The organism is Pseudomonas simiae (assembly GCF_900111895.1).
Lineage (GTDB): Bacteria > Pseudomonadota > Gammaproteobacteria > Pseudomonadales > Pseudomonadaceae > Aquipseudomonas > Aquipseudomonas simiae.
On the sequence record NZ_FOKB01000005.1, the window covers coordinates 149,635 to 176,195 of the forward strand.

Genomic DNA, 26,561 nt, shown 5'->3' on the forward strand with positions numbered 1-26,561 from the left:
CTGACCTATTCGATCAGCCTTCCTTACGCACGGTGGCCACATCGGCAGCCTTGACCCGTACACGCTTGCCGGCGATGTCGGTGAACTCGTAGAAGCCATCGGCGGTCTGGGTTTTCGGGGTGTCCTTGGTCAAATACTGCGTGCCATTTTGCAGCGTCACTACGGTTTGCGTCGCGCAACCGGCCAATACCAGAAAAGTGAGTGCAACCAGCGGCAGACCCAAATTCTTCATGTTCATAACCCTTACCTTAACCCTTAAAAGTCCCGCGCCAGAGGCCGCGGGCAACAAATGTTACGCCATCGACTTCACCATCTGATCACTTTTATGCAAAAAGTTGCAGCCGCCATTTATCTATTAGCGATTGCAACCTGGTCTTTGCGACGGCACTCTGTATGCATAACCAGTATTTGATCGCTGCGTACCATGGCCAATCCCCTCGAAGACCCGCTCTATTACCTGCATAACTTCCGCCAGGTCCTGCATTGGCTGGGGCTACGTTATGCGGATCTGCTCGATGCGGACGAACAGCATTTCATTCAGCAATTTGACAGGTTGCCGCAGCCATCCCAGGCGCTTTTGGTGCGCATGGTGATGCGCAAGGGCGTGCATTTCCGGGCGGGCAAACTCAACTACGTGGAGATCGGCTGCACCCACACCGCTGCTGCGCCGTTGCTTGAATTGGGCTGGGTCGACACTCAGTTCTTACTGGCCTTTGAAGAGCTGTTTGCCTTGCTGCAAAAGGGCGAAATCCTCGGCGCGTTCAAGCCCTGGATCGACCAGCCCAAAGGCAGGAAGTCCGATTGGCTGCAAGGGCTGTCGGCACACTTTACCGACCGCCGCAGTTTTGCTGGCTGGTGTCCGGAGCTTGCCGACACGCTGTACAGCCTCTCGATCATGGAGCTGTGCGACCGCCTGCGCCTGATGTTCTTCGGCAACCTGCATCAGGACTGGTCGGAATTCGTGCTGGCAGACCTGGGCATCTACACCTACGAAAAAGTCGAATTCTGCGCAGAATCCCGCGGCCTGCGCAGCCGTGACGATATGCATGGTTTTCTGTTCCTGCACCAATGCCAGCAGGCTTTTGAGGCCGGTGAAACGCTGGAGCAGGTACTGGCGCAGATCGCAACCTTGAGTACCGACAATCCTTGGCTGGAAAAGCGGCGGGCCAAATTGTTGTTCCAGATCGGTCAACAGTGCGAGCGCATTGCTGAACTGGCATTGGCGGAACAGATCTATCGCACGTGCGCCTATCCCGGTGCCCGCTCCAGGTTGATACGGGTGCTGGAGCGCCAGGAGGACTACGGCCAAGCCATGGCCTTGGCGAACGCCGCTCAACAGGCTCCGGAAAGCGCCGCCGAGCAGCAGCACTTATTGCGTGTGGTGCCACGGCTGCGCCGCAAACTGGGTAAGCCGGCCTTGCCCAAAGCGCAGCCTCGTGCGGTCACGCGCCTGGACCTGGCCCTTGCGCTACCCGAGCCGCTGATGTCGGTGGAGTACTGCGTGCAGGCGCACCTCAGCGAGCCTGATGGGCCGGTGCACTACGTTGAAAACGGGCTGATCAATTCACTGTTCGGCCTGCTGTGCTGGGACGTAATCTTTGCGCCGCTGCCGGGCTCATTCTTCCATCCGTTTCAACGTGGCCCGGCGGACCTGCACAGCGAGGACTTCCGCCCGCGCCGTGCACCGCTGTTCGCTGCGTGTTTCGAGCAGTTGCAGGACGAACGTTACAAAACCACCATTCGCCAGCGTTACAGCGACAAATGGGGGATCCAGTCGCCCTTCGTGTTCTGGAACCTGCTGAGCGAAGACCTGCTGGAACAGGCCCTAGCCTGCCTGCCCGCCGAACACCTGCGCTACTGGTTCGAACGGCTGTTACTGGACATTCGCGCCAACCGCGCCGGCATGCCGGACCTGATCCAGTTCTGGCCGACGCAAAAAACCTACCGCATGATCGAGGTCAAGGGACCTGGCGATCGCCTGCAGGATAACCAGTTGCGCTGGCTGGAGTTCTGCAGCGAATACCAGATGCCGGTAACGGTCTGCTATGTGCGCTGGGCAGAGTCGGCTTGAGCTACAGCGTTGCCGTGCGCGCACTGTGCGAGTTCACGGCCAAGGTCGGTGACCTCGACCTGCGCTTCACACCGTCGCCCAGTGCTCAGGAAGGCATCATCGGCCACCGCACCGTCGCTTCGCGGCGCAGCGCGCACTACCAGAATGAAGTGGCGCTAGAAGGCGAGTACCAACAACTCAAGGTGAGGGGCAGGGCGGACGGCTACGACCCGGACGCCAACCGTCTGGAAGAAGTGAAGACCTATCGCGGTGACCTCGATGCCCAGCCCGCCAACCATCGTCAATTACACTGGGCTCAGGTCAAAGTGTATGGCTGGTTGATGTGCCAGAAACTCAACCTCTCGCACATCAACCTGGCGCTGGTGTACTTCGACATCGTCGGTGAAGGAGAGACGGTGCTCAACCAACGCTTTCAAGCCGCCGAGCTGGAACCCTTCTTCAACCAGCAATGCGCGCTGTTCCTCGGTTGGGCCCAGCAGGAAATGGCACACCGCGAAGCGCGCAACAGCGCCGCGCAAACCCTGGCGTTTCCCCATGCCGGTTTCCGTCCTGGACAGCGTTCGCTTGCCGAGTCGGTGTACAAGGCGGTCAGTACCGGCCGTTGTCTGATGGCCCAGGCACCGACCGGCATTGGCAAGACCATCGGTACGATTTTCCCCTTGCTCAAGGCATTGGCGCCTCAGCGACTGGACAAGCTGTTCTTCCTCACCGCCAAGACCCCCGGCCGCAAGCTCGCCCTGGATGCCGCCCAGGTGCTGCATGCCAGCAGTCCTGACCAGCCACTGCGAGTGCTGGAACTGGTGGCGCGGGACAAAGCCTGCGAGCACCTGGACAAAGCGTGTCACGGTGACGCCTGCCCGCTGGCCAAGGGCTTCTACGACCGTCTGCCCGCCGCGCGCATCGCCGCCGCCAAGGTGCGCCTGCTGGACCAGCGCAACCTGCGCGACGTGGCGTTGGCCCATGATGTCTGCCCGTATTACCTGAGCCAGGAAATGGCACGCTGGGCCGACCTGGTGGTCGCCGACTACAACTACTACTTCGATTTTGGCGCCATGCTGTTCGGCCTGGCCCAGCTCAACCAATGGCGCGCAGCCGTGCTGGTGGACGAGGCGCACAATCTGGTCGAGCGGGCTCGCTCGATGTACAGCGCCAGTCTCGACCAGTACCACCTCAAGACACTGCGCGAGACCGCCCCCGAGCCCTTGAAGCAACCCTTGCAGCGGCTTAACCGCGCGTGGAACGCATTGCACAAGGACCAACTCGCGCCGTACCAGGCCTACACCGCCCGCCCCGAGAAGCTGTTGCAGGCCCTGAGCCTGTGCGCCAGCGCCATGGGTGAATACTTCAACGATCACCCCGAATCCCTCAGCGGCGACCTGCAACGCTTCTATTTCGAGGTGCTGCAGTTCGGCAAGGTCGCCGAGCTGTTCAACGAACACTTCATTTTCGACATCAGCAAGCGCCAGCTCAACGGCAAGCGCAGCAGCTCGACCCTGTGCCTGCGCAACGTGGTGCCCGCCGAGTTCATCCGCCCACGGTTGACGGCAGCCCGCAGCAGCGTGCTGTTTTCCGCGACCCTGAGCCCCCGACATTACTACGCGGACTTGCTCGGCTTGCCGGCGGATACGGCATGGATCGATGTGGAATCGCCGTTCAAGGCCGAGCAATTACACGTGCGCATCGTTGATGAAATATCCACCCGTTTCGTCCATCGCCACGCCTCGTTGGAACCTATCGTCGAGCTGATCGCTCGCCAGTACACCCAGCAACCTGGCAATTACCTGGCATTCTTCAGCAGTTTCGATTATCTGCAACAAGTGGCGCAGTTACTGGCCGAGAAGCACCCAACGATCACGCTGTGGCAACAGTCTCGCGGCATGGCCGAAGCCGAGCGCCAGGCCTTTCTCGACCAATTCACCGAGCACAGTCAGGGCATCGGTTTCGCGGTATTGGGCGGTGCATTCGGCGAAGGCATCGACCTACCCGGTGCCCGCCTGATCGGCGCATTCATTGCCACCCTCGGCTTACCCCAGCTAAACCCGGTCAACGAACAGATGAAGCTGCGCATGGGCGCGATCTTCGGCGCGGGTTACGACTACACCTACCTGTACCCTGGTATCCAGAAAGTCGTGCAGGCCGCAGGCCGGGTGATTCGCAGCCAACAGGATCAGGGCGTGGTGATGCTGATCGATGACCGGTTTGGCGAGGCACGGGTACGTCAATTGTTGCCGCGCTGGTGGACGGTAGCTTGAGTCATTCCTGGCGTCAATGATGCTGGCGGCTTGAACAGCAAGGGTCCACGCTGGGCAAAACCGTCAAACAGGTCATGCCCATGAGCCAGCACCTCATCAGCGTCAACGGTATTGAGTTAAGTGTTCATATTGCGGGGCCCGAACAGGGCGTACCGGTCTGGCTGCTTCACGGTTTCCCGGAGTGCTGGCACTCCTGGCGCGAACAGATTCCCGTACTGGCAGCGGCGGGTTATCGGGTGTTTGCCCCGGAAATGCGCGGTTATGGCCGCACCTGTTCACCGCCTGAAATAACCGACTATGACCTGTTGACGCTATGCGGCGATATCCAGCAGGCCATGGACCACTTCGGCCATACCCAGGTGGTGATGGTCGGCCATGACTGGGGCGCCGTGGTGGCCTGGCACCTGGCGCTGCTTGAGCCTGAGCGTGTCACACGCTTGATCACGCTGTCCGTGCCATTCGCCGGACGTGCACGGCGGCCAGTGATCGAGATCATGCGCGAGTTGTACGCCGACCGTTTCAACTACATCCTGTATTTCCAGACACCGGGCGTTGCCGAGCAGGAGTTGGACGCCGATATCGAACGCACACTGCGCCTGTTCATGCAGGACCAGGATGTGTTTTTGCAACAGAAAACGGCCAGCGCCACCTTGCTTGAAGGCGTTCCGGCGCCCGGTCCATTACCACACTGGTGCTCCCAGGCGGATCTGGACGTTTATGTGAGCACCTTCGCAGACCACGGTTTCCGCGGCCCGCTGAATTGGTATCGCAATTTCGAACGCAACTGGCAACGCACTGAGTTCCTGGCGGGACAGCAAGTACTGCAACCCACGCTGTTTCTGATCGGCGACCGCGATCCGGTGGGGGTCTTCGAAGCCCACACGCTCAAGCGCATGCCGGATTCAGTGCCACAGCTTGAGCAGCACGTACTGGCGAACTGTGGTCACTGGATCCAGAACGAACAAGCCCGACAGGTCAACGCGCTAATGCTCGGGTTTCTAGGGAAAATCTAAAGGTCGCGCCTCGACCCGGTTGATCCACCAAGCGGATGCTGCGCCCATGCAATTGCAGGGTGCGGTGCACGAGGCGCAGGCTCACGTCCGCCAGCACCGTTGGCACCGACGTCGCTAATCAGCCCTTGGCCTTGGCCAGGTAAGGCGCCAGGCGCCGGCCCATTTCCTCACCCAGGGCTTGCAGCCCGCTCAACGGGCGGATCATCACTTCAAACTCGATGATCTGCCCTTGTTCGTTGAAACGGATCAGGTCGATGCCCTTGAGTTGCTTGTCGCCCACACGCGCGCTGAATTCCAGCACGACACTCAAGCCATCGCCGGTGGCAAGTTCGCGGTGATAGGTGAAGTCCTCGAACACGTTGATCACCGTATTGAGGATCATCGAGACGACCGGCGCGCCAGGGTACGGTGTATGGGCCATGGGCGAGCGGAAAACAGCGTCGGGCGCCAGCAGGTCGGGCAGGGCCTTGAGGTCACGATTGGCCAACATGGCGTGCCAGCGTTGCAAGGTTTTGGCGGCGGTAGGGGTGAGGTTGAGTTCGGACATGCGCTGTACCTGTTCTTATGATGGGAAGGCGTTCACCTGCCCAACATAAGAGCGGTATCCAAGCAGGGTCAATCACCCTAACTGACAGTTAAGTGCCCCAAATGCACTCAGACCATTTCCAGGTAGGAACTTTGAATCGCCCGCGCCAACTCGCGCACGGTGTCGATAAAGTCCGTCAGACGGCTGTGCAATCCCTCTTCAAGAATCTCATCAATCCCGGTATACCTCAGCCGCGCCTCGAACTCCGCCGCCAGCCGCTGCGCCGTGCGCCCATAACTGCCTGGCAGGTCTGCCAGAATATGGCTCAGTTCCTCGATGCAGGCATGCAACGAACGCGGCACATCACTGCGCAACAGCAGCAACTCGGACACGGAACGGGCATTCAGTGCGTTCGGGTACAGCTCGGTGTAGGCCTCGAACGACGACAACGCGCGGAGCAGGGCACTCCACTGGTAGTAACCGCGTGCCGACAAGTCGCTGACTTCTTCCGACTCCTCGCCAAACATCTCGTAGCGCGCATCCAGCAAGCGCAGGGTGTTATCGGCGCGCTCGACAAAGGTGCCCAGGCGGATAAACCGATAGGCGTCGTTGCGCATGATCGTCCCGGAGGTAGCCCCCCGGAACAGGTGCGAGCGCTGCTTGACCCAATCACAGAAGTGGCTGATGCCATGTCGCGCCAGGCCGCCGGCGGCGATGCTGCGCATTTCCAGCCAGGTGGCGTTGAGGTTTTCCCACATATCGGCAGTGATGCGCCCGCGTACCGCGTGGGCATTGCCACGGGCGGCACGTAGGCAGTTGTAGATGCTGGCGGGGTTTTCTTCGTCGAGGGCGAAAAAGTGCAGCATACGCTCGGCGTCCAGCTGTTTATGGCGTTCCAGGTAACTGTCCAGGGTGCCGCTGCTGAGCAACGACATGGCCAGTTCATCCAGTCCGTCACTGCGCCCGGCCTGGGGCATCAATGACAGCGAATAACTGACTTCCAGCATGCGTGCCAGGTTCTCGGCACGTTCCAGGTAACGGGACATCCAGTACAGATCTGCGGCGGTTCTACTCAACATACTCAGCCCTCCACCACCCAGGTGTCCTTGGTTCCACCGCCTTGCGACGAGTTGACGATCAACGAGCCTTCCTTCAGCGCCACGCGGGTGAGGCCGCCCGGCACCAGGCGGGTTTCCTTGCCCGAGAGCACAAAGGGCCGCAGGTCGATATGCCGTGGGGCGATGCCGTTTTCGACAAACGTGGGGCAGGTGGACAGGCTCAGGGTCGGCTGGGCGATGTAGGCATGGGGCCTGGCCTTGATGCGTTGGCGAAAATCCTCGATCTCGGCCGCGCTGGACGCCGGCCCTACCAGCATGCCGTAGCCGCCGGAGCCCTGGGTTTCCTTGACCACCAGTTGCGGCAGGTTGGCCAGGACGTGGGACAGTTCGTCGGGCTTGCGGCACTGGAAGGTCGGTACGTTCTGTAACACCGGCTCTTCATCCAGGTAGAAACGGATCATTTCCGGCACGTAGGGGTAGATTGATTTGTCGTCGGCCACGCCGGTGCCGATGGCGTTGGCCAGCACCACGTTGCCGGCGCAATAAGCGGCGACCAGGCCGGGCACGCCAAGCATCGACTCGGGGTTGAACGCCTTGGGGTCGAGGAAGGCGTCGTCGATACGCCGGTAAATCACATCCACCGGTTTGGGGCCGTCGGTGGTGCGCATAAACACCTTGAGGTCCTGCACAAACAGGTCCGCGCCCTCTACCAGCTCAACGCCCATTTCACGGGCCAGGAACGCATGCTCGAAAAACGCACTGTTGAAGCGACCCGGCGTCAGCACCACCACGTTGGGGTTGTCCAGGCGGCTTGAGCTCTTCAGGGTCTTGAGCAGCAGGTTGGGGTAGTGGTCCACCGGCGCGATGCGCTGCTTGGCGAACACTTCGGGGAACAGGCGCATCATCATCTTGCGGTCTTCGAGCATGTAGCTCACGCCGCTGGGGGTGCGCAGGTTGTCTTCAAGCACGTAATAGGTGCCGTCGCCATCGCGCACCAGGTCCACGCCGGAAATGTGCGAATAGATGTCGCGGTGCAGGTCCAGGCCGACCATGGCCTTCTGGTAACCCTCGTTGCCCAGCACCTGGTCCGCCGGAGTGATCCCGGCCTTGATGATGCGCTGGTCATGGTAGATGTCGGCAAGAAACATGTTCAGGGCATTGACGCGCTGGATACAGCCGCGTTCGATCACGCTCCACTCACTGGCGGGGATGCTGCGGGGGATGATGTCGAAGGGGATCAGGCGCTCGGTGTCTTGCTCGTCGCCATACAAGGTGAAGGTGATACCGGCGCGGTGGAACAGCAAGTCGGCTTCACGGCGACGCTGGGCCAGCAGCTCCGGCGGCGTGTTCGCCAGCCAGCGGGAGAAATCCTGGTAATGCGCACGGCACACGCCGTTTGCGTCATTCATTTCATCAAAGAAAGATCGAGCCATTCCAGTACCTTGTCAGTGCCGAGGAAGCAGGGGGGGCACTGCCGTTTCAAAAAACGCATTTTTTATGAGCCCGTGGCGATGGGTGCCAATGGGCCTGGTCCTTACTTTCTTATGGGGTCGGCTCTGGGTCGGGGGGTAACCAATGCTCCTGTATCCGGGCAGATGAATGGATAAAGCAATGCCTGTGCCGGAATGCCGGAAACCCTCGATTTGTTGGGTATGGGGCGATTCCAACAGGCCAGCGCTCCCATTCATGGTGCACGCTCTGTTCCGATTTGGTGCGTGAGCAAACTTGAACTTCATCCGTACCTGATTCTTCTAACAGGACACGAACCCGCATGGAGCATCGATGTGCCCAGAATCATCTCACCGGACACTCCGGAATCGAGCCTGATCGATCACAGTGAACACAACGCCAAGATTTTCGGCTCGCCCAAGGACCGCCTCGACTTCTATCGGCGCGAAATCCAATACGAAACCTCCATCCTCGCCAACCGTACTGACGCTTATCTCACCGCGCAGTCGTTCCTGGTGATTGCCTTTGTGTCGGGCATGGGGAACCTCAACCCCGAATGGGGCAAGTTGTTCACCTTGGTGGTGCCGATCTTTCTCGCAGTGTTGGGCATCCTCAGTTCCCTCAACGCATGGCCTGGGATCCGTGCGGCGTATGACATCATCGATCACTGGCACTTCAAGCAAAGCGAGCTGTTGCGCAGCGAGCCGGTGATGGGCATGGCGTATGACGAGTCGCCGCTGTTTTCCGAGATGGAGTCGTCCCACAAGGGGTATCGCAAGTCGCTGCTGTTCTCCATGCGCGCACCTTGGTTGTTCATGGTGTTCTGGGTAATGCTCGCCGCTTACGCGTTTTACATCCAGGTCGACAACCCAGGGTCGTAAGCCGATGGAACTTCATCGCCCCGGGCATGACCTTAACTCTACCCAGGCGATATTTTCCGAGAGGTAACCATGAGCACAGACAAACAACCCGCCACCGGTGCGGATGCGCCCAAAGACCCGGTTCCGGCAAAAGACCCCAAGGCCAAGGAAAACGACTACAGTCCAGACTTCAAGCCCAAGCCTGAGCCCAAGCCTGAAACCGATGCCGATATCGACACCCAAGGTGGTTAGAGGAGGCGGTCATGTCCAAAGAACTCGACGATGAACTCAACGACCCCGGCAATGAAGACCCGGGTTCGTTGATGGATGATGCAGAGGTGCCGCTCAACGATCTGGATGACGCGGCGGATGTGGGTAACACCGAGCGTCAGGACTGAGTATTCACCCGGGCACGTCGTTCATACCACACCAGCATCGGTTGGGTACTGAGGCCATGAACGACGATGCTCAGGGCGATCACCGATAAGGTGAGGTTCACCGCCACCGCGCTGCTGGTGCCGATCAGGCCGTGATTGAGCGCGTAAAACAGGTAGTAAATGCTGCCGATTCCGCGAATACCGAACCAGCCCATCAGGCCGCGTTGTTGACGATCAATCAGACGCCCCCAAGGCATCGCCAGCACACTGATCGGCCGAATCACGCCAAACAACAGCGCCGCCATCGGTAATGCCCGCCAATCCCAATGGCTTATCAGCACAATCCCCAACACGGTCACCAGGAACACCTCCATCGAGCGTTCCACCAGGCTGCCGAATGAGAGCATGTCGCCCATCATGACGCCGGCGGCGATCTGGGTGTCCTTCAGTTCGCTCACATCCCCTTGCAACGCCCGGTCCGGCTCGACTTCCAAATGGCCCACCACTGGCAATGCCAGATGCTCCGAAGGCGTTTGTGAGTTTCCGGTGGAGCGGAATTCCGCCTGGCGCAAACCAAGGCCGGCCGCAAACACGGACAGAAAGCCATAACCGCCCACCGCCTCGGCGACCACATAGGCCAGCGCAATCAGAGCGAGGGTCAGGTAATCATTGGGCGAGAGCGTGCTGTCACTGTTGGTGATGCGCAGCCACAACGTCACGCGGCCAATGCCCCGGCCCATCCAGTAGCCGATCAACAACCCGGCCGGCACTGCCCACAGCAAATTCTTCAACACCCAACCGCCCAGCCAATCGCCGTCAAACCCGCCGTGTTGCATGAACAGCAGGGCAAAAATCACAAAGGGGAAGGCGGTGCCATCGTTCAAGCCCGCTTCGCCGGACAATCCGAAGCGCAGCGCGTCGTAATCCTGAGCGTTATTAACCTGCACCAGGCCTGCCAGCACCGGATCCGTTGGCGCCAGTATCGCGCCCACCAGCAGCGACACGCCCCACGACAGCGTAAACAGGTAGTGCAGCGCGAGGCTGATCCCCAGGATGGTCAGCAACATCACCGGACCGGCCATGCCAAACGCGATGCGCCAGGTACGGTGCTTGAGCGGCAGGCGCAGTTTCAGGCCGCTGACAAACAGCGAAAACAGCACCGCGACTTCCGTGAGGTGCTCCATCCAGCGTGCCGAGTGCTTGATATCCAGGTGCAGCAGGTCAACACCCAGGGGGCCAATCCCCACACCCAGCAGCAGACACACTGCCGAGGTGGTGACCGGCATCCAGCGCAGATAGGAAGAGGTGAGGGCGAGGGTGAGCAATACGGCGCCCAGTACGGCCATCCATAGAATAAAAGTCATCGAAGGTGTACCGGGCCGTGGTCTATTCAGCTTGGAGGACTGTGGCGGGTCACCGGTTCAATGTGATTGGGTCAATTGCGAACCTATGGGAATTCATGCTGCTCTCCACCCACGTCACGTTGAGCGAGCTGAACTTCGGCTCAGCCGGCGAATTGCAGGACTGTCACCGCTGCCAATCGATAAAAATCGCCACAACGACCTCTTTGGACCATAAACGACACGGTCGCAAACTTACCCATTGAACGACTGTTCAGTTTGAACTATGTTGACCGCATCCACCCGTTTGTCACCGGACGGGTTCGCGCTGTTTCTTCTTGAACAAGAGGCTCTGGCATGCGGTTTTCCCCCTTCGTCGAACGAATTGCAGGGCAGGGCGTAGCCGCCTGGGACATCCACCACGCCGCGTTCCAGGCGGCCAGCCAGGGGGAAGACATCATCATCCTCAGCGTCGGCGACCCGGATTTCGCCACGCCATCGTTCATCACCGACGCCGCTGTGAGTGCCTTGCGCGAAGGTGACACCCACTACACCGAAATCCCCGGTCGCCCGGCACTGCGCGAGGCCATTGCCGCGCGCTACAGTAAAACGCTGGCACGTGCGTTGAGCGCCGAGAACGTGATCACCGTGGCGGGTGCGCAGAACGCTTTGTTCGTGACCTCTCTGTGTCTGTTGCAGGCCGGTGATGAAGTGCTGGTGCTCGACCCGATGTACGTCACCTACGAGGCCACGCTGAAGGCCAGCGGCGCGACGTTGGTGCGCGTGCCCTGTTCCCCGGAATCCGGTTTTCGCCTCGATGCCCAGTTGCTCGGCGCCGCCATCACGCCGCGTACGCGGGCGATTTTCTTCTCCAACCCGAACAACCCGACCGGCGTGGTGCTCAACCTGCAAGAGCTGCAAGCCATTGCCGACCTGGCGATTGCCCGCGACCTGTGGGTGGTGGTGGATGAGGTCTATGAAAGCCTGGTGTTCGACGGTGAGTACCACAGCCTCGCTGCGCTGCCGGGCATGGCCGAGCGTTGCGTGGTGATTGGCAGTTTGTCCAAGTCCCATGCCATGACCGGCTGGCGTATCGGCTGGATCATCGCCACGCCGCAGATGGTCGCACACGCCGAAACCTTGGTGCTCAGCATGCTCTACGGACTGCCGGGTTTCGTGATGGAAGCCGCCACCGCCGCGGTGCTGGCCCATGACGACGTGACTCAGGGCATGCGCGAGATTTATCGGCGCCGTCGCGACTTGGTGATGGCGGGGCTCAGTGCATGCCCTGGCATCAAGGTACAGGCGCCGCAAGCCGGGATGTTTGTGCTGGTGGATGTGCGCGGCACCGGCCTGGGCTCCCTTGACTTTGCCTGGCGCCTGTTTCGTGAAGCCGGCGTTTCGGTACTCGACGCCGCCGCGTTTGGGGCGCCGGCCCAGGGTTTCGTTCGCTTGTCTTTCACCTTGGGCGAGGAGCGCCTGTCTGAAGCCTGCCAACGCATCGCGCACTTTGTCGCCAAGCTCGCCGGTGAACCGCGTATTGCGGCAGCGCCCAGGATCGAAGAGGTGCCAGCGGCCGAAGCCAAAAAGATGATCGAGGTCATCGACCTGCACAAGCGCTTCGGCAATATCGAAGTGCTCAAGGGCATTTCCCTGACGGCCCACGAAGGCGACGTGATCTCGCTGATCGGCGCCAGCGGCTCCGGCAAAAGCACCCTGCTGCGCTGCATCAACATGCTCGAAGTGCCGGACCAGGGCAGCATCCATGTGGACGGCGAAAGCATCAAACTCAACTACGGCCGTCCCGGCGCGCCCCTGGTCGCGGATGCCAGGCAACTGGTGCGTATCCGCTCGACCCTGGGCATGGTGTTCCAGAACTTCAACCTGTGGCCGCACCGCACCGTGCTGGAAAACCTCATCGAAGCTCCCACCCAGGTCCTGCGCGAAAGCCGCGCCGAGGCCATCGAACGCGCCGAAGCCTTGCTCGAACGTGTCGGCCTCGCGGCCAAACGCAACGAATACCCGGCGTTCCTGTCCGGCGGCCAGCAGCAGCGGGTGGCGATTGCCCGCGCGTTGGCCATGCGCCCCAAAGTCATGCTATTTGACGAACCCACCTCGGCCCTCGACCCGGAATTGGTGGGCGAAGTGCTGCGGGTGATCCGCTCCCTGGCCGAGGAAGGCCGCACCATGATCCTGGTCACCCATGAAATGGCCTTCGCCCGGGATGTGTCGTCAAAAGTGGCGTTTCTGCACCAAGGCATGATCGAAGAAACCGGCTCGCCGGATGCGGTGTTTATCGATCCACGCAGTGAACGTTGCCGACAGTTCGTCAACGCGCATCAAACTCGCTAACTCCATAACAAGACGGGGCAACATCATGAAATCCAAGCGAATGGCAACGTGGTTGGGCAGTGCAGTGTTGATGTTGGCCGCCGGTTTCAGCTGGGCGGCGGAGAAACCCATCGTGTTCGCGGTTGCCGCAGAACCTTATCCGCCGTTTACCGTGAAAGGCGGCAATGGCCAGTGGTCCGGCTTTGAGGTGGACCTGATCCACAAGCTCTGCGAAGGCATGAAAGCCGAATGCCAGATCAAGGAAGTGGCGTGGGACGGCATCATTCCCTCGTTGCTGGCGAAGAAGATCGACGTGATTTTCTCGTCGATGTCGGTGACCGATGAGCGTGAAAAACAGATTGCTTTCAGCCGTGCTTACTACGATTCCCTGTTAGGCGTGGCCGGGCCAAAAGGCAGCGAAGTCGAGATCTCCCCGGCGGGCCTCAAGGGCAAGTTGATCGGCGTGCAGATCTCCACCGTCAGCGCCAACTACCTGAAGAAGTACTACGAAAACATCGCTGACCTGAAGTACTACGACACCCAGGAATCGGCCAACGCCGACCTGATCGCCGGGCGTATCGACTACATGATGGCCGACGACACCGCCATCGCGATGATGGTCAAGACCCCGGAAGCCAGTGGCCTGGCCCATATCGCCAGCGTGCCCTACGACCCGATCATCGGCCGTGGGGTCGGCGCCGGCCTGCGCAAGGAAGACACCGCGCTCAAGGCCCGACTGGACAAGGCCATCGGCGAGTTGCTGGTGAGCAAGGACTACGACGACCTGTCGCAGCACTATTTCGGCCTGTCGGTCAGCCCGTGCAAGCGCACCGATACCCCGGCGTTTGTGAGCAAGACCTGTGACAGCCCCTACCCGCAAATCGCCCAGAAGACCGAATAACCATGTTCGACCTTCTCAGCTTCGACGAACAAGGGTGGGGCAATGCGTTGCTCAAAGGGTTATGGATGACCCTGCAGATCTCCGCCGGCTCGTTTGCGGTGGGCGTGTTGATCGGCCTGGTGGTGGCTTGCCTCAAGCTCAGTGCGCCGCGGCCCATCGCGCTGTTGATGCGCGGCTACACCACGGTGTTTCGCGCAGTCCCGGAGCTGCTGTTGATCCTGTTGCTGTATTACGCCGGCTCCATGGGCCTCAACGCCCTGATGCTGTGGATGGGCTTCGCGCAGATGAACATCAGCGGACCGCTGGTGGCGATTCTGGTGTTGGGCCTGGTGCAAGGCGCCTATGCTTCGGAGATCTTCCGCGCGGCAATCCTGGCGATTCCCCACGGCCAGATCGAAGCGGCACGGGCGTTTGGCTTGAGCGGGTTTGGCCTGTTCCGCCGGGTGACCTTGCCGATCATGGCGCCGTTCGCCCTGGCCGGCATGTCCAACCTGTGGATCAACCTGATCAAGGACAGCGCCTTGATCAGCGTGGTCGGCACCAACGAGTTGCTGTACACCGCCAAGCAGGCGGCGGGCTCGACCCGTCAATACCTGCTGTTCTACCTCACGGCCGCCGCCTTGTATTACCTGGTGACGCTGGCTTCCAACTACCTGTCCGGGCGCCTGGAGCGACGAATCCGTCGCTGGATGCCGGTTGTCGAGTGAGCGGCCCATGCCTGATTGGATAAGTTACTACGCGGGGCTGATCGCCAAAGGCTTGCAGACCACCTTGTCGCTGCTGGTGATTTCGGCGCTGCTGGGTTTTGCCCTGGCGGTGCTGGTGGCGTTGGCGCGGTTGTCGCGACGCAAATGGCTGGCCCGTGGCGCGCAGGCCTACACCAGCGTGTTGCGTGGCACGCCGCTGCTGATTCAGATCTACATTTTCTACTACGGGCTGGGCAGCCTGTTCGCGCAGTTTCCGATGATTCGTGGCAGTTTTCTCTGGCCCTACCTGCGTGACGGTTACTGGTACATCGTGTTTGCGCTGGTGTTGTCAGTCGGCGCCTATGTCGGCGAAGTGATTCGCGGTGGCCTGTTGGCAGTGCCCAAGGGCGAAATGGAAGCCGCGTCAGCATTCGGCATGACGCCGCGCCAAGCCTTGTTGCGGGTGCGGCTGCCACGGGCGATGCGCCTGTTGTTGCCGACGCTGGCGGGGGAGACGGTGATGTTGCTCAAATCCACCGCGCTGGCCTCGACCATTGCCGTGGTCGACCTGTTGGGTGCGGCCAACGTGGTACGCGCACAGACCTTGCAGATCTATCAGCCGCTGTTGCTGGTGGCGGCGGTCTACCTGTGTCTGACCTTCCTCATCGAAGGCGTCTACGCCATTGCCGAACGGCGCGGCACACCGCTGCGCAGGTCGGCCGGATGACACAGGACCGCGGGTTGCAAGGGATTGCCCTGTGTTCGCTGGCCTACTTGTTCCTGGCGTTGCAGGACGCGGTGGTCAAGTGGCTGGTGGCGGATTATTCGGTGTTCACCATTCTGTTCTGGCGCAGCCTGGTGGTGGTGATCGTGTGTCTGGTGGCTGGGCGCATGGGCTTGTTGCGGCGGGCCTGGGCATCGGTCAGCCGCCGCTTGCTGATCATTCGCGGTCTGTTGTCGTTGCTGGCGTGGTTGCTCTACTACACCGCCGCCAAGGACCTGAGCCTGGCGGAAATGACCACCCTGTATTTCTCCGCGCCGATCATGGTCACGCTGCTGGCAGCGCTGATCCTCAAGGAGCGCGCCAGCCGTGGACAGTGGATCGCGTTGATCATCGGGTTTGTCGGGGTGATCATCGCGTGCCGTCCCACCCATATGCTCGACCCGTGGCCCATCGCCCTGACCTTGGGGGCGGCGTTGTGCTGGGCGTTTACCTATATCCAGTTGCGCCAGGTCGACCCGAGCAGCACGGTGCTGGAGCAGATGTTGATCACCAACGTGGTGTTTGTCGTGTGCATGGGCATGACCTTGCCGTGGACCCACACACCGGCCCCTGCACCGGCCTGGCTGGGCATGTTGGCGGCGGGTTTGGTGGGCGGTATCGGACAGTTCCTGCTGTTTGCCAGCTTCCGCCGCGCCACGGCGACGTTACTCGCGCCGTTCGAGTACACCGGGCTGATCTGGGCGTTCATTCTCTCGAGCCTGGTGTGGGGCACGCTGATGGATGGCTCGCTGATCATCGGCGCGGTGTTGATTGCCATCAGCGGCACCCTGGCCATGCTCAGCGCTCGGCACCCGGTGTCACAGGACGTGGTCGGCGCCGAATGCGCCGTGACGCAACCCCTGTACCCAGCAGCGGCAGATGTGCAGCCCGTTGGCGGGGCTGAAGGTGCCGGGGTTGAGGCACCCCTCGAGCCAGAGTCCGTCGAGCATCGCCGATAAGCCGATGGCGGCCAGGTGACTGTCGTGGATTACCAGGTTTTCGCTGTTGGCCAAGTCGTCCAGCAGTTGTCGGATCAATGCCAGGTAGGCGTGATAGCTGTTTTCGTGGGACTGGTTCACGTGGGGCGAGTGGCGGATCAGGCTCCAGAACACCACCCACACGCCGAGCAGATCGGGGTCCATGACCCTGGGCGAGAATGAGGCACTGAGAAACGCGTCCAGGCGCGCGGCAGCGCCTTCGGCCTGTTCCACGTGTGCCCAGAGGGCGCTGGTCAGCTCGTTGGCCAGCTTGTGGTAGGTCTCGGCGATCAGCGCGTCAATGCTGCCGAAATGGTGGTTGAGCAACCCCACTGACACCCCGGCCTCGGAGGCGATGCGGCGCACGGATATCCCGGCATGCCCATCACGGGCCAGGCAGGTAAGGGTGGCGGCAATCAGCAGGTCCCGGCGTTCGTCGGGGTCGGCGCGGCGCAGTTTGGGCAGGTCGGAGGTCATGGGCAGGCCTTGGATGAAACAGCACAGCGCTCAGATTAGTTGAACGTGTGTTCAATCTCTACCGATTAATTGATCAGAGGAGGGCAAGGCATGGCGAAAGACCTTTCGTGGCAGGAAACCGGCGACGCCGGCAATGTGCTGAATATCGGGGCCTGGCGTTTTGACGGCGACGGCAGTGGGCCGAAGGTGCACCTGCAGGCGGGCGTGCATGCCGACGAAATCGCCGGGATGCTGGTATTGCATCAATTGCTGCCGCGCTTGCAGGCATGTGCCGATCAGGGGCGACTCAAGGGGACGGTCACCGTGGTGCCCCAAGCCAATCCCTTCGGCATCGGCCAGTTTCGCCAGGGCCGCTTGCTCGGACGGTTTCACGAAGCCACCGGGCAGAATTTCAACCGTGCCTTCGACCATTCCCTGGCCATGGAGCGCCCGGCGAGCAACCTGGCGCAATGGCAGAAACGCCTGGTGCAGTTGGCTGCCGAGGCTGACCTGGTGCTGGACCTGCACACCGATGACGAGGCGTTGCCGTACCTGTACATCCATCGCCGTTTCTGGCCCGACCAAGGCCTGGCGCTGGCAGCAGCGTTGCAGGTGGAGCTGGTGATTGTCTGGGATGAAGGCGGCGATGGCTCCTTTGAAGAAACCATCATCAATCACGCATCGCCGCAACTGGCCGCCACCATTGAGCTGCGCGGGCAGGCAGACGTCAGCGACGCCCTGGCGCAACAGGATGCCGATGGCTTGTGGGCGTGGTTGTGCGTCCACGGCGTGATCGACGAGGTGGCGAGCATCGCCGAATGGCCAGGCGACGTGGTCGACATGGGCTGCATGGAAACCATCCTCGCCCCCTGCGCCGGGATATTGGTGTTCGAGAAAAGCCTGGGCGACTACGTGGACGAAGGCACGTGTTTCGCGCGCATTATCGGCCGCCCCGGTGATCCGACCTCCGAAGTGACCTTGCACGCTGCCCAGGCCGGACGCATGGTCACCGCGCACCGCGAGCGCCTGGTGGCCCAGGGCTCGGTGGTCGCCAAGTTCACTGGCACACGGTTATCCGCCAGCTACAGCGGCGGCGTGCTCGACCCGTAGCGGCGCCTGCAACTGCAGCCACTCCCGCGGGCTGGTGCCGATCTTGCGGCGAAACGCACGGGCCAGCGCCGAGGGGCTTTCATAACCGACTTCATCGGCGATCAGGGCGATGGGGCGACCTTCACGCAGGCGTTTCTGTGCCAGGCTCACGCGCCAGCTCAGCACGTAGTCGGCTGGAGTCTGGCCGACCACTTTATGGAAATGCGCGGCGAAACTGGCACGGGACATGTTCGACTCAACGGCCATTTCCTGCACGGTCCATGGGCGTTCGGGGTTGTTGTGCAATAAGGTCATGGCCCGCGCCAGGCGCAAGTCAGCCAGGCCAGACATCATGCCGGTGGTCATGCTGTGATAGGCCATCATGTGGCGCAGGAACTGAATCACCATCAGCTCAAACAGCCGGTTCATCACCGCCTCGCGACCGCAATGTTCGGCAAAGGCTTCGTCGAACAGCCAGTCCAGCGTGCCGGCGATCATTGGGATCTGCTGCAGCGGCATCACGATGGTGTCGGTCAGCGCCACGGACAATGGGTTATCGATCCCCCCATCAAAGCGCAGCGAAGCCGCCACCACCTGGGCGCGCTCGGCTTTTGCCGCGACCAACCGATGGGGCAGGGGGCGCGGCACCAGCACCAGGCTGGGCTCGGGAATACGCAGGGTGCCGTCGGGCATTTCCAGGCTGGCCTGGCCTTCCTTGAGCAAGTAAACCCGGCCGCGCTGCTGCAGATCGCGGGTGTCGAGGGCGCCGTGCAGGGGCCCGCTGTGAAAGGTATCGGCACCGATGCCGAAGTGCACCAGCAGTGTGGACAAGCGATCCATGACTCACCTGATAGCAAATAAACAATAGTTTTAGACGATCTGCGCTATATCGTCGACTATTAGCCTCCATTTGTAAAACGCGCTTCGGCATCATGGCCTCACGTTCAACGCCTTGAGCGCCTACCCTAACGGAGCAAACGTCTATGAAAACCTTCAAGTTCTCCCGCGTCGCCGCCGCCCTGATCACTGGTGCATTGGCCTTCGGTGCCGCCACCGCCAGCTTTGCCGCGCCACAGAAAGCCACCGTGGTATTGGTGCATGGCGCGTTCGCCGACGCCTCCAGCTGGAACGGCGTGATCGCCGGACTCAAGGCCGAAGGCTACCCGGTGGTCGCTGTGGCCAACCCGCTGCGCAGCGTCAAGACCGACTCGGACTACGTCGCCGACATCGTCGCACATACCCCGGGGCCGGTGATCCTGGTCGGCCACTCCTACGGAGGCTCGGTCATTACCAACGCCGTGCATGGCAGCGACAAGGTCAAGGCGCTGGTGTACGTGGCCGCTTTCGCCCCGGAAAAAGGCGAGACCGCGTTCGAACTGTCCGGCCGCTACCCTGGCGGCACCCTGGGTCCGACCCTCGACAAACCGGTGGTCTCCAAGGACGGCGTGACCGACCTGTATATCCAGCAAGACAAGTTCAACAGCCAGTTCGCCGCCGACGTGGCACCCAAGGAAGCCCAGTTGATGGCAGCCGGGCAACGTCCGATCACCGAAGCCGCGCTGAAGGAGCCGTCGGGTGATCCAGCCTGGAAAAGCGTGCCGTCCTACTTCATATACGGCTCAGCTGACAAAAATATTCCCGAGGCCGCGCTTAAATTCATGGCCGACCGTGCGGGTTCGAAGGAAACCGTGGATGTGAAGGGGGCTTCTCACGTGGTGATGGTGTCGAACCCGGCGCGGGTGGTGGCGATCATCAACGATGCGGCGAAGGCTAACGCGCAATAACAGCGCTGATACCACTCGACGATAGGAGCTGGCTCGCCGGCGATGCAGGTACTCGGCACATCAGGCATAGCCAGGTGATGCCATCGCAGGCAAGCCAGCTCCCACATTTGATCGAGATCGGCTTTCCGATTGCAGGAGACCTCAAGGGTTCTCTAAGCGCTCCAGTAACAGGCGCTCCAAAGTGCCCGCCGGCGCAGACTTCACCTAGGTATCTCCAGTGTCGCTCTCAGGCCACCGGACGCCAGGTTTTCCAGGTGTACCCGGCCGCCCAAGTGCTGAGCGATGGTGTGCACGATGGTCAGGCCCAAGCCAGCGCCTTCGGGATTGCCCCGGCTGTAGAACAGCTCGAAGAGACGTTCGCGCTGACTCTCGTCGATGCCCGGCCCCTGGTCGTCCACGGTCAGTACGAAGCGTTTGGCGTCCTGGCTCAGCTTCACGGTGATGACCCCATGTTCTGGAGAGAAATTCGCCGCGTTGGTCACCAGGTTGGTCAGGGCAATGTTGATCGCGCCAGGATCGGTCGTCACGCGGTACGGGGCATCGTCGGCATTGAACACCAGTTCCAGGCCTTTGCTCAGCAGCCAGGGGGTCAGCTGGATCAGCGTTTCACGCACGGTTGTCGCGAGGTCGATCGTCTGAAGTGTTAGTTGCCCGGCGCTGGGTTCCAGGCGCGCCATGGTCAGCAATTGGCTGACCAGCCGGCTGGTGCGGTCGACGCCTGTGATCAGAAAGGCCAGTGATTCGCGTCGTTCGGCTTCGGTGCCGGCCTCCAGCAGGTTTTGCGCGTGCACGCGCAATACCGCCAGGGGCGTGCGCATCTCGTGGGCAGCGTCGGCGATAAAGCGCCGCTCACGGCCGAGCATCTCCTGGATCTGCGCGAGCATCCGGTTCAATGCCGCCTGCATCGGCTCCAGCTCGGTGGGCAAGGGCGTCAATTGCATCGGTTCCAGTGAGCCTGAGTGCCGCGCCCGCAACGTGGCGGCCATATCGGCCAGCGGCTTGAGACCCCAGCCGATGGCCAGCCAGACCATTGCTGCCAGGATCAGGCTACCTAACACATTGGGCCATAAAGTATGCCGCACGATGCGTTGCACCAGGTCGGAGCGCACGTCGTCACGCTCACCTACCCAGATGCGCAGGCCATTGTCCTTGTCCTTGAGCACGAAACCGCGCCATTCCCGGCCGTTCAGGTCGTCGATATTGCTGTACCCCGGTTGTGCCGGGGGCACGGCGAATGATGGCGCGCTGGCGGTAAATACCAGCAGTTCGCCTTTTGGGCTCCACACCTGAAAAGCGATCTTACTTTCGTAAGGGTGCCCATCCACCTTGGGAATGGCCTCGCCCAAGGCTTTGTTAAAGGCGCGATACAGGTCGGCCTGGTCTTTGCTTGCCAGTGGCAGGCTCATGACACCTTGGAGCAGGCGCGCATTCTGCGCCAGTTGTGCATCGTAGACTTCGGCAATTTCGTGATTGCTGTCATGCAGGTTCAGCACGCTGATCACCAGCAAACCGGTGAGCAACAGGCCGATGATCAGCGTCAGGGTGCGCCGCCGGATCGAGGTCATCGGCGCTCCTCCACCAGGTAGCCAACGCCTCGAATGGTACGGATCAGATCGCTGGTGAACTTCTTGCGCAGGTGATGGATATGCACTTCCAGCGTGTTGCTTTCGGCTTCTTCGTTCCAGCCGTAGAGCAACTGCATCAATTGGTCACGGGTCATGACGCGGCCGGGCGGTGACAGCAATTCGTGCAGTAGTTGATATTCCTTGGGAGTCAGCAGCACGGGTTGGCCATGGTAACTGACGTGCTGCGTGCTCGGGTCAAGGCAGATGCCTGCGTGTTCGATCACCACCCGTGCACGGCCGGCGCTGCGGCGCAGCAAGGCGCGCAAGCGCGCCTTGAGTTCGGCCAGGTCGAAGGGTTTGATCAGGTAGTCATCGGCACCGGCATCGAGCCCGGCGATGCGGTCCTCGGTGGCATCGCGTGCCGTGAGGATCAACACGGGCACCGTGGCGCCACTGTCGCGCAGGCGACGCAGCACTTCCAGCCCGTCCATGCGTGGCAGGCCAAGGTCCAGCACCACGGCGTCAAAGGTTTCGCTGAGCAGCGCGTGCAGGGCACTGCTGCCGTCTTGCAGCCAATCGACGGTGTACCCTTCGCGAGCCAGCGCCTGGTGAATACCTTCCCCCAGCGCCACGTCATCCTCGATCAGTAATAGACGCACGCAGACCCCTTGTCAGTTGAGTTTTTTATGGGTGTCGGCCAGCAGGCTTTCGATTTCCTTGCGCCGCCCGGCATCGGCGGTTTCCCGACCGGGCCGTGGCGCGGCCAGCAGGGCTTTTTGCAAGGCATCACGGGCTTCGCCATAACGTTTTTGCCGGTAGAGGTGTTCACCCCAGAAGTAAAGACTATCAATGCCCGTCGGGTTAAGTTGCAAGGCCTGTTTGAGCAACTGCTCAGCTTTGTCGGCATCGCCGAAACCGATCGGCCAGCCAGGTACCCGGTCGTACAGTGCCGCCAGGCTGGTGTAAGCCGAACCTTGCAGGGCCTTGGGGTCAAGGGCGAGGGCGGTTTCCAGGTCGGCCTTGGCCACCTTGACCTTGCTCAACGCGCCGAGCCCGCCCTGAGCGCCGGCCCAACTGCTGGTGACAATCCCCGACCAGATCCACGCTTCGGCGACCTGAGGGCGATCCTGTGTGAACGCTGTCGCCTGGGAGGCCAGTCGTTCGAACGCTTGGGTACGCTGCTCCTCCGGCAGGTTGTATTGGATATGGGCCCAGCGCGTCTGGATGTCATTCAGGCGCTGCTGGTCGATGGAGTCCAACGCCCAGGTGAAGGGGCTCAAGGCGCTGAGCAACAGCGCGGCGAACAATTGTTTCATGGGTTCAGATCCTTATTCACGGGTTTAACGCTCAAGCGGCGGACCAGCGGCAGTTGTTTGCGCAAGCCGCGGTCGACCAGGTTCGGCAACAGGCTGTTGAGGCGCACGAAGAAGCGTTCTGGCCAGCCCAGGTAAAGGTCGCGGCGTTCGTTGGCGATCGCCTGGATCACCGCGGACGCCACGGTGTTCGGGTCGTCGACGTTAGACTTGAGTGCATCGTTCAAGGCCTGCGCCGCCGGGCTGTTCATCTGGGTCCGGGTCGCGCGCGGCGCTACGTACAGTACGCCGACACGCGTGTCGGCCAGTTCCCGGCGCAGGGCTTCGGAAAACCCGCGCAAGGCAAACTTGGTGGCGCAGTAGGTCGCATAGCCGGGGTAACCGATAGAGCCATACGTTGAGCCGACATTCACCACCATGGCGGTCGGTGCCTGCTTGAGCAGCGGCAGCAGCAGCTTGGTCAGGCAGATTGGCGCGGTGATGTTGAGCGCCAGCATGCTGTTGATCTCGTTGTCGTCTAACTGTTCCAACATGGCAAAGTGGTTGATGCCGGCTGCGTTGATCAACAGGTTGACGCCACCGATGGCCTCGGCGGCGGCCAGTACTTTACGGCGGTCGGTGAGGAAGGTCAGGTCGGCACTGACCCAGCACAGTTGCTGCGGATAGCGCTCAAGCAAGCCCTCCAGCGGCATGCGGTGGCGGGCTACGGCGAGCACCTGCGCACCACTGGCGCACAGGGCAGAGGCGATGGCCAGGCCGATGCCACCGCTGGCGCCGGTCAGCACCACGCGAGCATCAGACAGGCGCATGGGGAGTCTCCCCGATACGCGGCAGGGTGCGGAACATGTCGGTGTAAAGGGCGTACACCACCTTTGATGCACGGATCACCGCGGCCTGGTCGTCGGGGTCTTCCAGGTTGTTCATCAAGCGGCGGTAGGTTTCCATGTGACCGATGTCCAGGGAACCGTGAGAGCTCAGGTAGCTGAACGCGGTGGCCGGCAGCTGCAGGCGCTCACGGATGCTACCGGCCGCATGGGTAGCCAGGGCGATGCTGGTGCCTTCCAGCACATTGACCATGCCAAACAGGCCGACCGGGTTGTCACGGGCGATCAGGTCATAGAGGTAGCTGACCATCAGCTCGATAGGCAAACCTGGGCGTCCATCGCGCACCGCGTCTTTGTCTCCACCGCAGGCGGCGATGTCATTGAGCACCCAGTGTTCGTGGCCATATTCGTCCTCGATGTACTCGCAGACGGCCTTGCGCAGCCATTCCAGGCGTGACGGCAGGCGCGCACCGCAGGCCATCATCAATGGCACCGTGTGGCGGACGTGATAGTAGGCCTGGGCCAGGAACGCACGATAGCTTTCCAGGCTGACCTTGCCTTCCAGGGCGTCCCGGATGATCGGCAAATTGAACAGGGCCTGGCGTTCGTGTTGGGTGGCGTCTTGCAGGGTGTCGAAAAAATTCACGATGAGGATTCCTCATTCAGTTCGGGGGTGAGATCGGATTGATAACGGGCGACGATGGCGTCGCGCTTTGGTCGACCATTGGCGGTAAGCAGGCCGTTGGCGGTGGTAAACGGTTCTGCCAGGCGCGTCCAGCGATGCACCTGGGCGTAGTCGGGCAGGCCGGTGTTGGCCTCGGCCACGGCGGCGGCCAGTTGGGCGGCGCTGCAGTCGGCGCGCAGGGGCCAGAGTAGGGCGTGGTTCTCCGGCAGGGCTTCGCCATAGACGAATGCCTGGGCGATGATGCCGCCCTGGGTCAACTCGGCCTCGACCCAGTCGGGGTTGACATTGCGCCCGTAACTGGTGACGAACTGATGCTTCTTGCGGCCCTTGAGGTAGAGAAAACCGTCTTCATCAACGTCACCCAGGTCGCCGGTGGGCCACCATGGCGCGTGCAGGTCGGGCTGGTCCAGGTAACCGAGCAGCATCGGTCCCTTGACCAGCACTTCGCCGTCTTCCGCCAGGCGGATTTCAACGTGGGGCAGCGGTCGACCGACACTGCCCGGACGGTGTGCCTCAGGATGATTGAGGCACACCACAGACGCGCATTCCGACAGCCCGTAACCCTCGTAAACCGTCATGCCCAATTGCTGTGCACGTTGCAGCAAGGCCTTGGATACGCGTGCGCCGCCGACGGCAGCAAATCGCAGGCTCTTGGGGTTGAACGCCTTTTGCTCGGCGGCGATTACCAGCATCAACAACAATTGCGGCACCAGGATCAGGCTGTGGGGCTGGCGCGTTGCCAGGCAACCGAGCAATTGGGCGGCGTCCACCGCGCTGGCGCCCTGAATGCCCAGGCTTTTCTGGCTGGGCAAGCTCAAAGTGGCGCCGGCATACAAGGCGGCGTAGCAGCCGAGGTTTTCCAGCAATATCGCGATGGGCAACAACGCCAGGTGGTGCCGCGGGTCCCTGGAATGGCTGGCCTGATGCAACTCGCGGGTAACCCGCAGCAAGCTGTCGGCGCTCAGGCAGACACCTTTGGGGGCCCCGGTGGTGCCGGACGTGAACGTCAGCTTGGCGGTATTTGACGGCATCGCTGGCCGGCCTTCAAAGGTGCGGCACCAGAACTCGCCGGCTTGGCGGTAACCGCCAGCCTGCAGTTCTGCCGCCAGGTGGGGCTCGGCGATCACCCGTTCGGCGTGACTCTGTTCCAGGCAATGGGCGCGCTGGGCCGGGCTGAAGAACGGAGGCAGTGTCAGGCAGGTCAAGCCTTCGAACAGCACTGCCAGGTCCCACAGCATCGCGTCGACGCCATTGTCCAGGGCCAGGGCCACCACCTTGACGCCTTCGTCGCGCAGGCGCTCCTGGCGATAAGCGACTTCGGCGAACAGGGAGGTGTAGTCCATTTTCCAACTGTCACCCCACAGGGCGATAGCACCATCGTTGCGTTCGGCATGGCCGCGCAGCATGGCGTGGAAACGACGGGTTTCAGGCGACATTGCTGGCGTCCTCGTTCGTAGGCAACCCCAGGCGTGAGAACAGGCCCATGTTGCGCAAATGAATGAACCCGGCGCGGATATTGCCGACATGCACCCAAGGCTGGCTCTCGTAGTAGCTGCCCCAGTGCTGGCGCTCATCGCCCAGGCGCTGCGGGTCGGCCGCGCAGAGAGTGACGGGCTTCAAGCCGAGGCGGTGGAAGCTGTTGACCAGACCGATGTTGCCGGTGAACGCCACCCACTCCAGCCCTCCCATGGCCAGCAGCCAGGTAATGGCGATGATGCTCAAGCGCGCACTGCCGGTGTCGCTGGCCGCAAGGTTGCCGACTTCGGCGATGACGCTGCGCTCCACCGGTTGTTCGGCGGCGGCACTGATCAGCGGGTCGATCGGATGGTCGAGGTAGCGTTCCAGGAACAACGGCTCGGCGCTCGCCAGGCGGACGCCGGCGACCGCGCAGAGCTCATCGTTGGCGTGGCTCACGCCAAACAACTGCGGCATGAAGTGGCGAATGTCAGCGCCGTGTGCGACGCGGAAACGCTGTTGGATAAATGCCTCGAAGGCAGGTCGCTGAGGGTCTTGGGGCAGGGCGCGGCAGAGGCGCAGCGGTGCACTGTTTGCCTGGCCGAATAGCAGGGGCAAGGGAATGTTCCAATCGATATCGGGCATTGGCGGTACGCCTCCCAAGTGAAGTTGGGGGCAGTATCGAAGGCATTTCTTAACGAAGTCTGAAGGTGGCGAAAATGATCGATTTGGCGATCTTCAGACTGCCTTAAGACTCCTCGGGGAGGGTGGCGTCGACTCTTCCAA

The 26,561-nt window shown here is 61.6% G+C and carries 26 protein-coding genes and 1 pseudogene; 13 read left to right on the top strand and 14 right to left on the bottom strand.

All coding sequences use genetic code 11. The features are described from left to right. Positions 1–13: 13 nt before the first annotated feature. Positions 14–238: a YgdI/YgdR family lipoprotein gene (locus BMZ57_RS17440; protein ID WP_010210513.1), complete on the bottom strand. Its 225-nt coding sequence runs from the start codon at positions 236–238 to the stop codon at positions 14–16. Positions 239–424: 186 nt separating this feature from the next. On the opposite strand from BMZ57_RS17440, the gene BMZ57_RS17445 reads away from it, so the two are divergent. The 3 genes from BMZ57_RS17445 to BMZ57_RS17455 all read left to right on the top strand — a co-directional run bounded on the left by BMZ57_RS17445 (position 425) and on the right by BMZ57_RS17455 (position 5,336). Then, complete coding sequence (locus tag BMZ57_RS17445; protein ID WP_069673068.1) at positions 425–2,071, top strand: VRR-NUC domain-containing protein; 1,647 nt, start codon at positions 425–427, stop codon at positions 2,069–2,071. Then, positions 2,068–4,323, top strand: coding sequence for an ATP-dependent DNA helicase (locus BMZ57_RS17450; protein ID WP_010210510.1), 2,256 nt, complete (start codon positions 2,068–2,070; stop codon positions 4,321–4,323). Before BMZ57_RS17445 ends, BMZ57_RS17450 begins: the two co-directional genes overlap by 4 nt. An 80-nt stretch (positions 4,324–4,403) precedes the next feature. Next, positions 4,404–5,336, top strand: a complete 933-nt coding sequence (locus tag BMZ57_RS17455) for an alpha/beta fold hydrolase (RefSeq protein WP_069673067.1) — start codon at positions 4,404–4,406, stop codon at positions 5,334–5,336. A gap of 118 nt (positions 5,337–5,454) precedes the next feature. On the opposite strand, the gene BMZ57_RS17460 is transcribed toward BMZ57_RS17455, so the two are convergent. From BMZ57_RS17460 to BMZ57_RS17470, 3 genes are all read right to left on the bottom strand, one after another. Continuing rightward, positions 5,455–5,883, bottom strand: coding sequence for a nuclear transport factor 2 family protein (locus BMZ57_RS17460; RefSeq protein WP_021493172.1), 429 nt, complete (start codon positions 5,881–5,883; stop codon positions 5,455–5,457). Between the two features lie 107 nt (positions 5,884–5,990). Beyond that, on the bottom strand, positions 5,991–6,941 hold the full coding sequence (locus BMZ57_RS17465; RefSeq protein WP_010210504.1) for an alpha-E domain-containing protein: 951 nt from the start codon (positions 6,939–6,941) through the stop codon (positions 5,991–5,993). Between the two features lie 2 nt (positions 6,942–6,943). Beyond that, a complete protein-coding gene (locus tag BMZ57_RS17470; RefSeq protein WP_069673066.1) occupies positions 6,944–8,353 on the bottom strand; it encodes a circularly permuted type 2 ATP-grasp protein in 1,410 nt (469 codons plus the stop codon). A gap of 351 nt (positions 8,354–8,704) precedes the next feature. Here BMZ57_RS17470 and BMZ57_RS17475 point away from each other — a divergent pair, with 351 nt between their 5' ends. The 3 genes from BMZ57_RS17475 (at position 8,705) to BMZ57_RS30000 (ending at position 9,627) form a co-directional block, all read left to right on the top strand. After that, complete coding sequence (locus BMZ57_RS17475; protein ID WP_010210502.1) at positions 8,705–9,250, top strand: hypothetical protein; 546 nt, start codon at positions 8,705–8,707, stop codon at positions 9,248–9,250. A gap of 69 nt (positions 9,251–9,319) precedes the next feature. Next, the gene (locus BMZ57_RS29545; RefSeq protein ID WP_010210501.1) at positions 9,320–9,481 is read left to right on the top strand and encodes a hypothetical protein; all 162 of its coding nucleotides are present in this window, start codon (positions 9,320–9,322) and stop codon (positions 9,479–9,481) included. Between the two features lie 11 nt (positions 9,482–9,492). Beyond that, the gene (locus tag BMZ57_RS30000; RefSeq protein WP_010210499.1) at positions 9,493–9,627 is read left to right on the top strand and encodes a hypothetical protein; all 135 of its coding nucleotides are present in this window, start codon (positions 9,493–9,495) and stop codon (positions 9,625–9,627) included. Here BMZ57_RS30000 and BMZ57_RS17480 read toward each other — a convergent pair. Further along, the gene (locus BMZ57_RS17480) at positions 9,618–10,970 is read right to left on the bottom strand and encodes a cation:proton antiporter (protein WP_021493170.1); all 1,353 of its coding nucleotides are present in this window, start codon (positions 10,968–10,970) and stop codon (positions 9,618–9,620) included. The two genes, BMZ57_RS30000 and BMZ57_RS17480, sit on opposite strands and share 10 nt — an antisense overlap. 333 nt (positions 10,971–11,303) lie before the next feature. Here BMZ57_RS17480 and BMZ57_RS30005 point away from each other — a divergent pair, with 333 nt between their 5' ends. The 5 genes from BMZ57_RS30005 to BMZ57_RS17505 are packed head-to-tail and all read left to right on the top strand — an operon-like array spanning position 11,304 to position 16,586. Then, a complete protein-coding gene (locus BMZ57_RS30005) occupies positions 11,304–13,298 on the top strand; it encodes an aminotransferase class I/II-fold pyridoxal phosphate-dependent enzyme (protein WP_010210497.1) in 1,995 nt (664 codons plus the stop codon). Between the two features lie 25 nt (positions 13,299–13,323). Continuing rightward, a complete protein-coding gene (locus BMZ57_RS17490; RefSeq protein WP_029529146.1) occupies positions 13,324–14,178 on the top strand; it encodes a transporter substrate-binding domain-containing protein in 855 nt (284 codons plus the stop codon). 2 nt (positions 14,179–14,180) lie between these two features. After that, positions 14,181–14,885 (top strand): ABC transporter permease, encoded by a 705-nt coding sequence (locus tag BMZ57_RS17495; protein WP_010210493.1) that lies wholly within the window; start codon positions 14,181–14,183, stop codon positions 14,883–14,885. Between the two features lie 7 nt (positions 14,886–14,892). Further along, complete coding sequence (locus BMZ57_RS17500) at positions 14,893–15,591, top strand: ABC transporter permease (protein ID WP_010210492.1); 699 nt, start codon at positions 14,893–14,895, stop codon at positions 15,589–15,591. Further along, positions 15,588–16,586, top strand: a complete 999-nt coding sequence (locus tag BMZ57_RS17505) for a DMT family transporter (protein WP_069673065.1) — start codon at positions 15,588–15,590, stop codon at positions 16,584–16,586. Before BMZ57_RS17500 ends, BMZ57_RS17505 begins: the two co-directional genes overlap by 4 nt. On the opposite strand, the pseudogene BMZ57_RS29810 reads toward BMZ57_RS17505, so the two are convergent. Next, positions 16,542–17,081: pseudogene (locus tag BMZ57_RS29810) on the bottom strand (TetR/AcrR family transcriptional regulator); the annotation flags it as partial. The gene BMZ57_RS17505 and the pseudogene BMZ57_RS29810 sit on opposite strands and share 45 nt — an antisense overlap. Positions 17,082–17,171: 90 nt before the next feature. Here BMZ57_RS29810 and BMZ57_RS17515 point away from each other — a divergent pair. Next, positions 17,172–18,170 carry a M14 family metallopeptidase gene (locus BMZ57_RS17515; protein ID WP_069673064.1) on the top strand — a complete coding sequence of 333 codons (999 nt, stop codon included), beginning with the start codon at positions 17,172–17,174 and terminating at the stop codon, positions 18,168–18,170. Here the strand turns inward: BMZ57_RS17515 and BMZ57_RS17520 are convergent. Then, entirely contained in the window at positions 18,132–18,989 is an 858-nt protein-coding gene (locus BMZ57_RS17520; protein ID WP_010210488.1) for an AraC family transcriptional regulator, read from the bottom strand. The two genes, BMZ57_RS17515 and BMZ57_RS17520, sit on opposite strands and share 39 nt — an antisense overlap. Positions 18,990–19,132: 143 nt before the next feature. Between BMZ57_RS17520 and BMZ57_RS17525 the strand changes: the two genes are divergently transcribed. Continuing rightward, on the top strand, positions 19,133–19,933 hold the full coding sequence (locus BMZ57_RS17525) for an alpha/beta fold hydrolase (RefSeq protein ID WP_010210486.1): 801 nt from the start codon (positions 19,133–19,135) through the stop codon (positions 19,931–19,933). Between the two features lie 200 nt (positions 19,934–20,133). Here the strand turns inward: BMZ57_RS17525 and BMZ57_RS17530 are convergent, their stop codons facing one another. Genes BMZ57_RS17530 through BMZ57_RS17560 form a run of 7 tightly spaced genes read right to left on the bottom strand, consistent with a single transcriptional unit; the run spans position 20,134 to position 26,420 of the window. Further along, a complete protein-coding gene (locus tag BMZ57_RS17530; protein ID WP_021493164.1) occupies positions 20,134–21,498 on the bottom strand; it encodes a sensor histidine kinase in 1,365 nt (454 codons plus the stop codon). Beyond that, positions 21,495–22,157 carry a response regulator gene (locus BMZ57_RS17535; RefSeq protein ID WP_010210483.1) on the bottom strand — a complete coding sequence of 221 codons (663 nt, stop codon included), beginning with the start codon at positions 22,155–22,157 and terminating at the stop codon, positions 21,495–21,497. Before BMZ57_RS17535 ends, BMZ57_RS17530 begins: the two co-directional genes overlap by 4 nt. A 12-nt stretch (positions 22,158–22,169) precedes the next feature. Beyond that, positions 22,170–22,814: a tetratricopeptide repeat protein gene (locus BMZ57_RS17540; RefSeq protein ID WP_047542020.1), complete on the bottom strand. Its 645-nt coding sequence runs from the start codon at positions 22,812–22,814 to the stop codon at positions 22,170–22,172. Continuing rightward, positions 22,811–23,620, bottom strand: coding sequence for an SDR family oxidoreductase (locus BMZ57_RS17545; protein ID WP_021493163.1), 810 nt, complete (start codon positions 23,618–23,620; stop codon positions 22,811–22,813). Before BMZ57_RS17545 ends, BMZ57_RS17540 begins: the two co-directional genes overlap by 4 nt. Further along, on the bottom strand, positions 23,607–24,281 hold the full coding sequence (locus tag BMZ57_RS17550) for an iron-containing redox enzyme family protein (RefSeq protein ID WP_069673063.1): 675 nt from the start codon (positions 24,279–24,281) through the stop codon (positions 23,607–23,609). The genes BMZ57_RS17545 and BMZ57_RS17550 overlap by 14 nt, the downstream gene beginning before the upstream one ends. Next, positions 24,278–25,756, bottom strand: a complete 1,479-nt coding sequence (locus tag BMZ57_RS17555; RefSeq protein WP_045792116.1) for an AMP-binding protein — start codon at positions 25,754–25,756, stop codon at positions 24,278–24,280. The genes BMZ57_RS17550 and BMZ57_RS17555 overlap by 4 nt, the downstream gene beginning before the upstream one ends. Next, on the bottom strand, positions 25,746–26,420 hold the full coding sequence (locus BMZ57_RS17560; protein ID WP_021493160.1) for a thermostable hemolysin: 675 nt from the start codon (positions 26,418–26,420) through the stop codon (positions 25,746–25,748). Before BMZ57_RS17560 ends, BMZ57_RS17555 begins: the two co-directional genes overlap by 11 nt. Between the last annotated feature and the right edge of the window lie 141 nt (positions 26,421–26,561).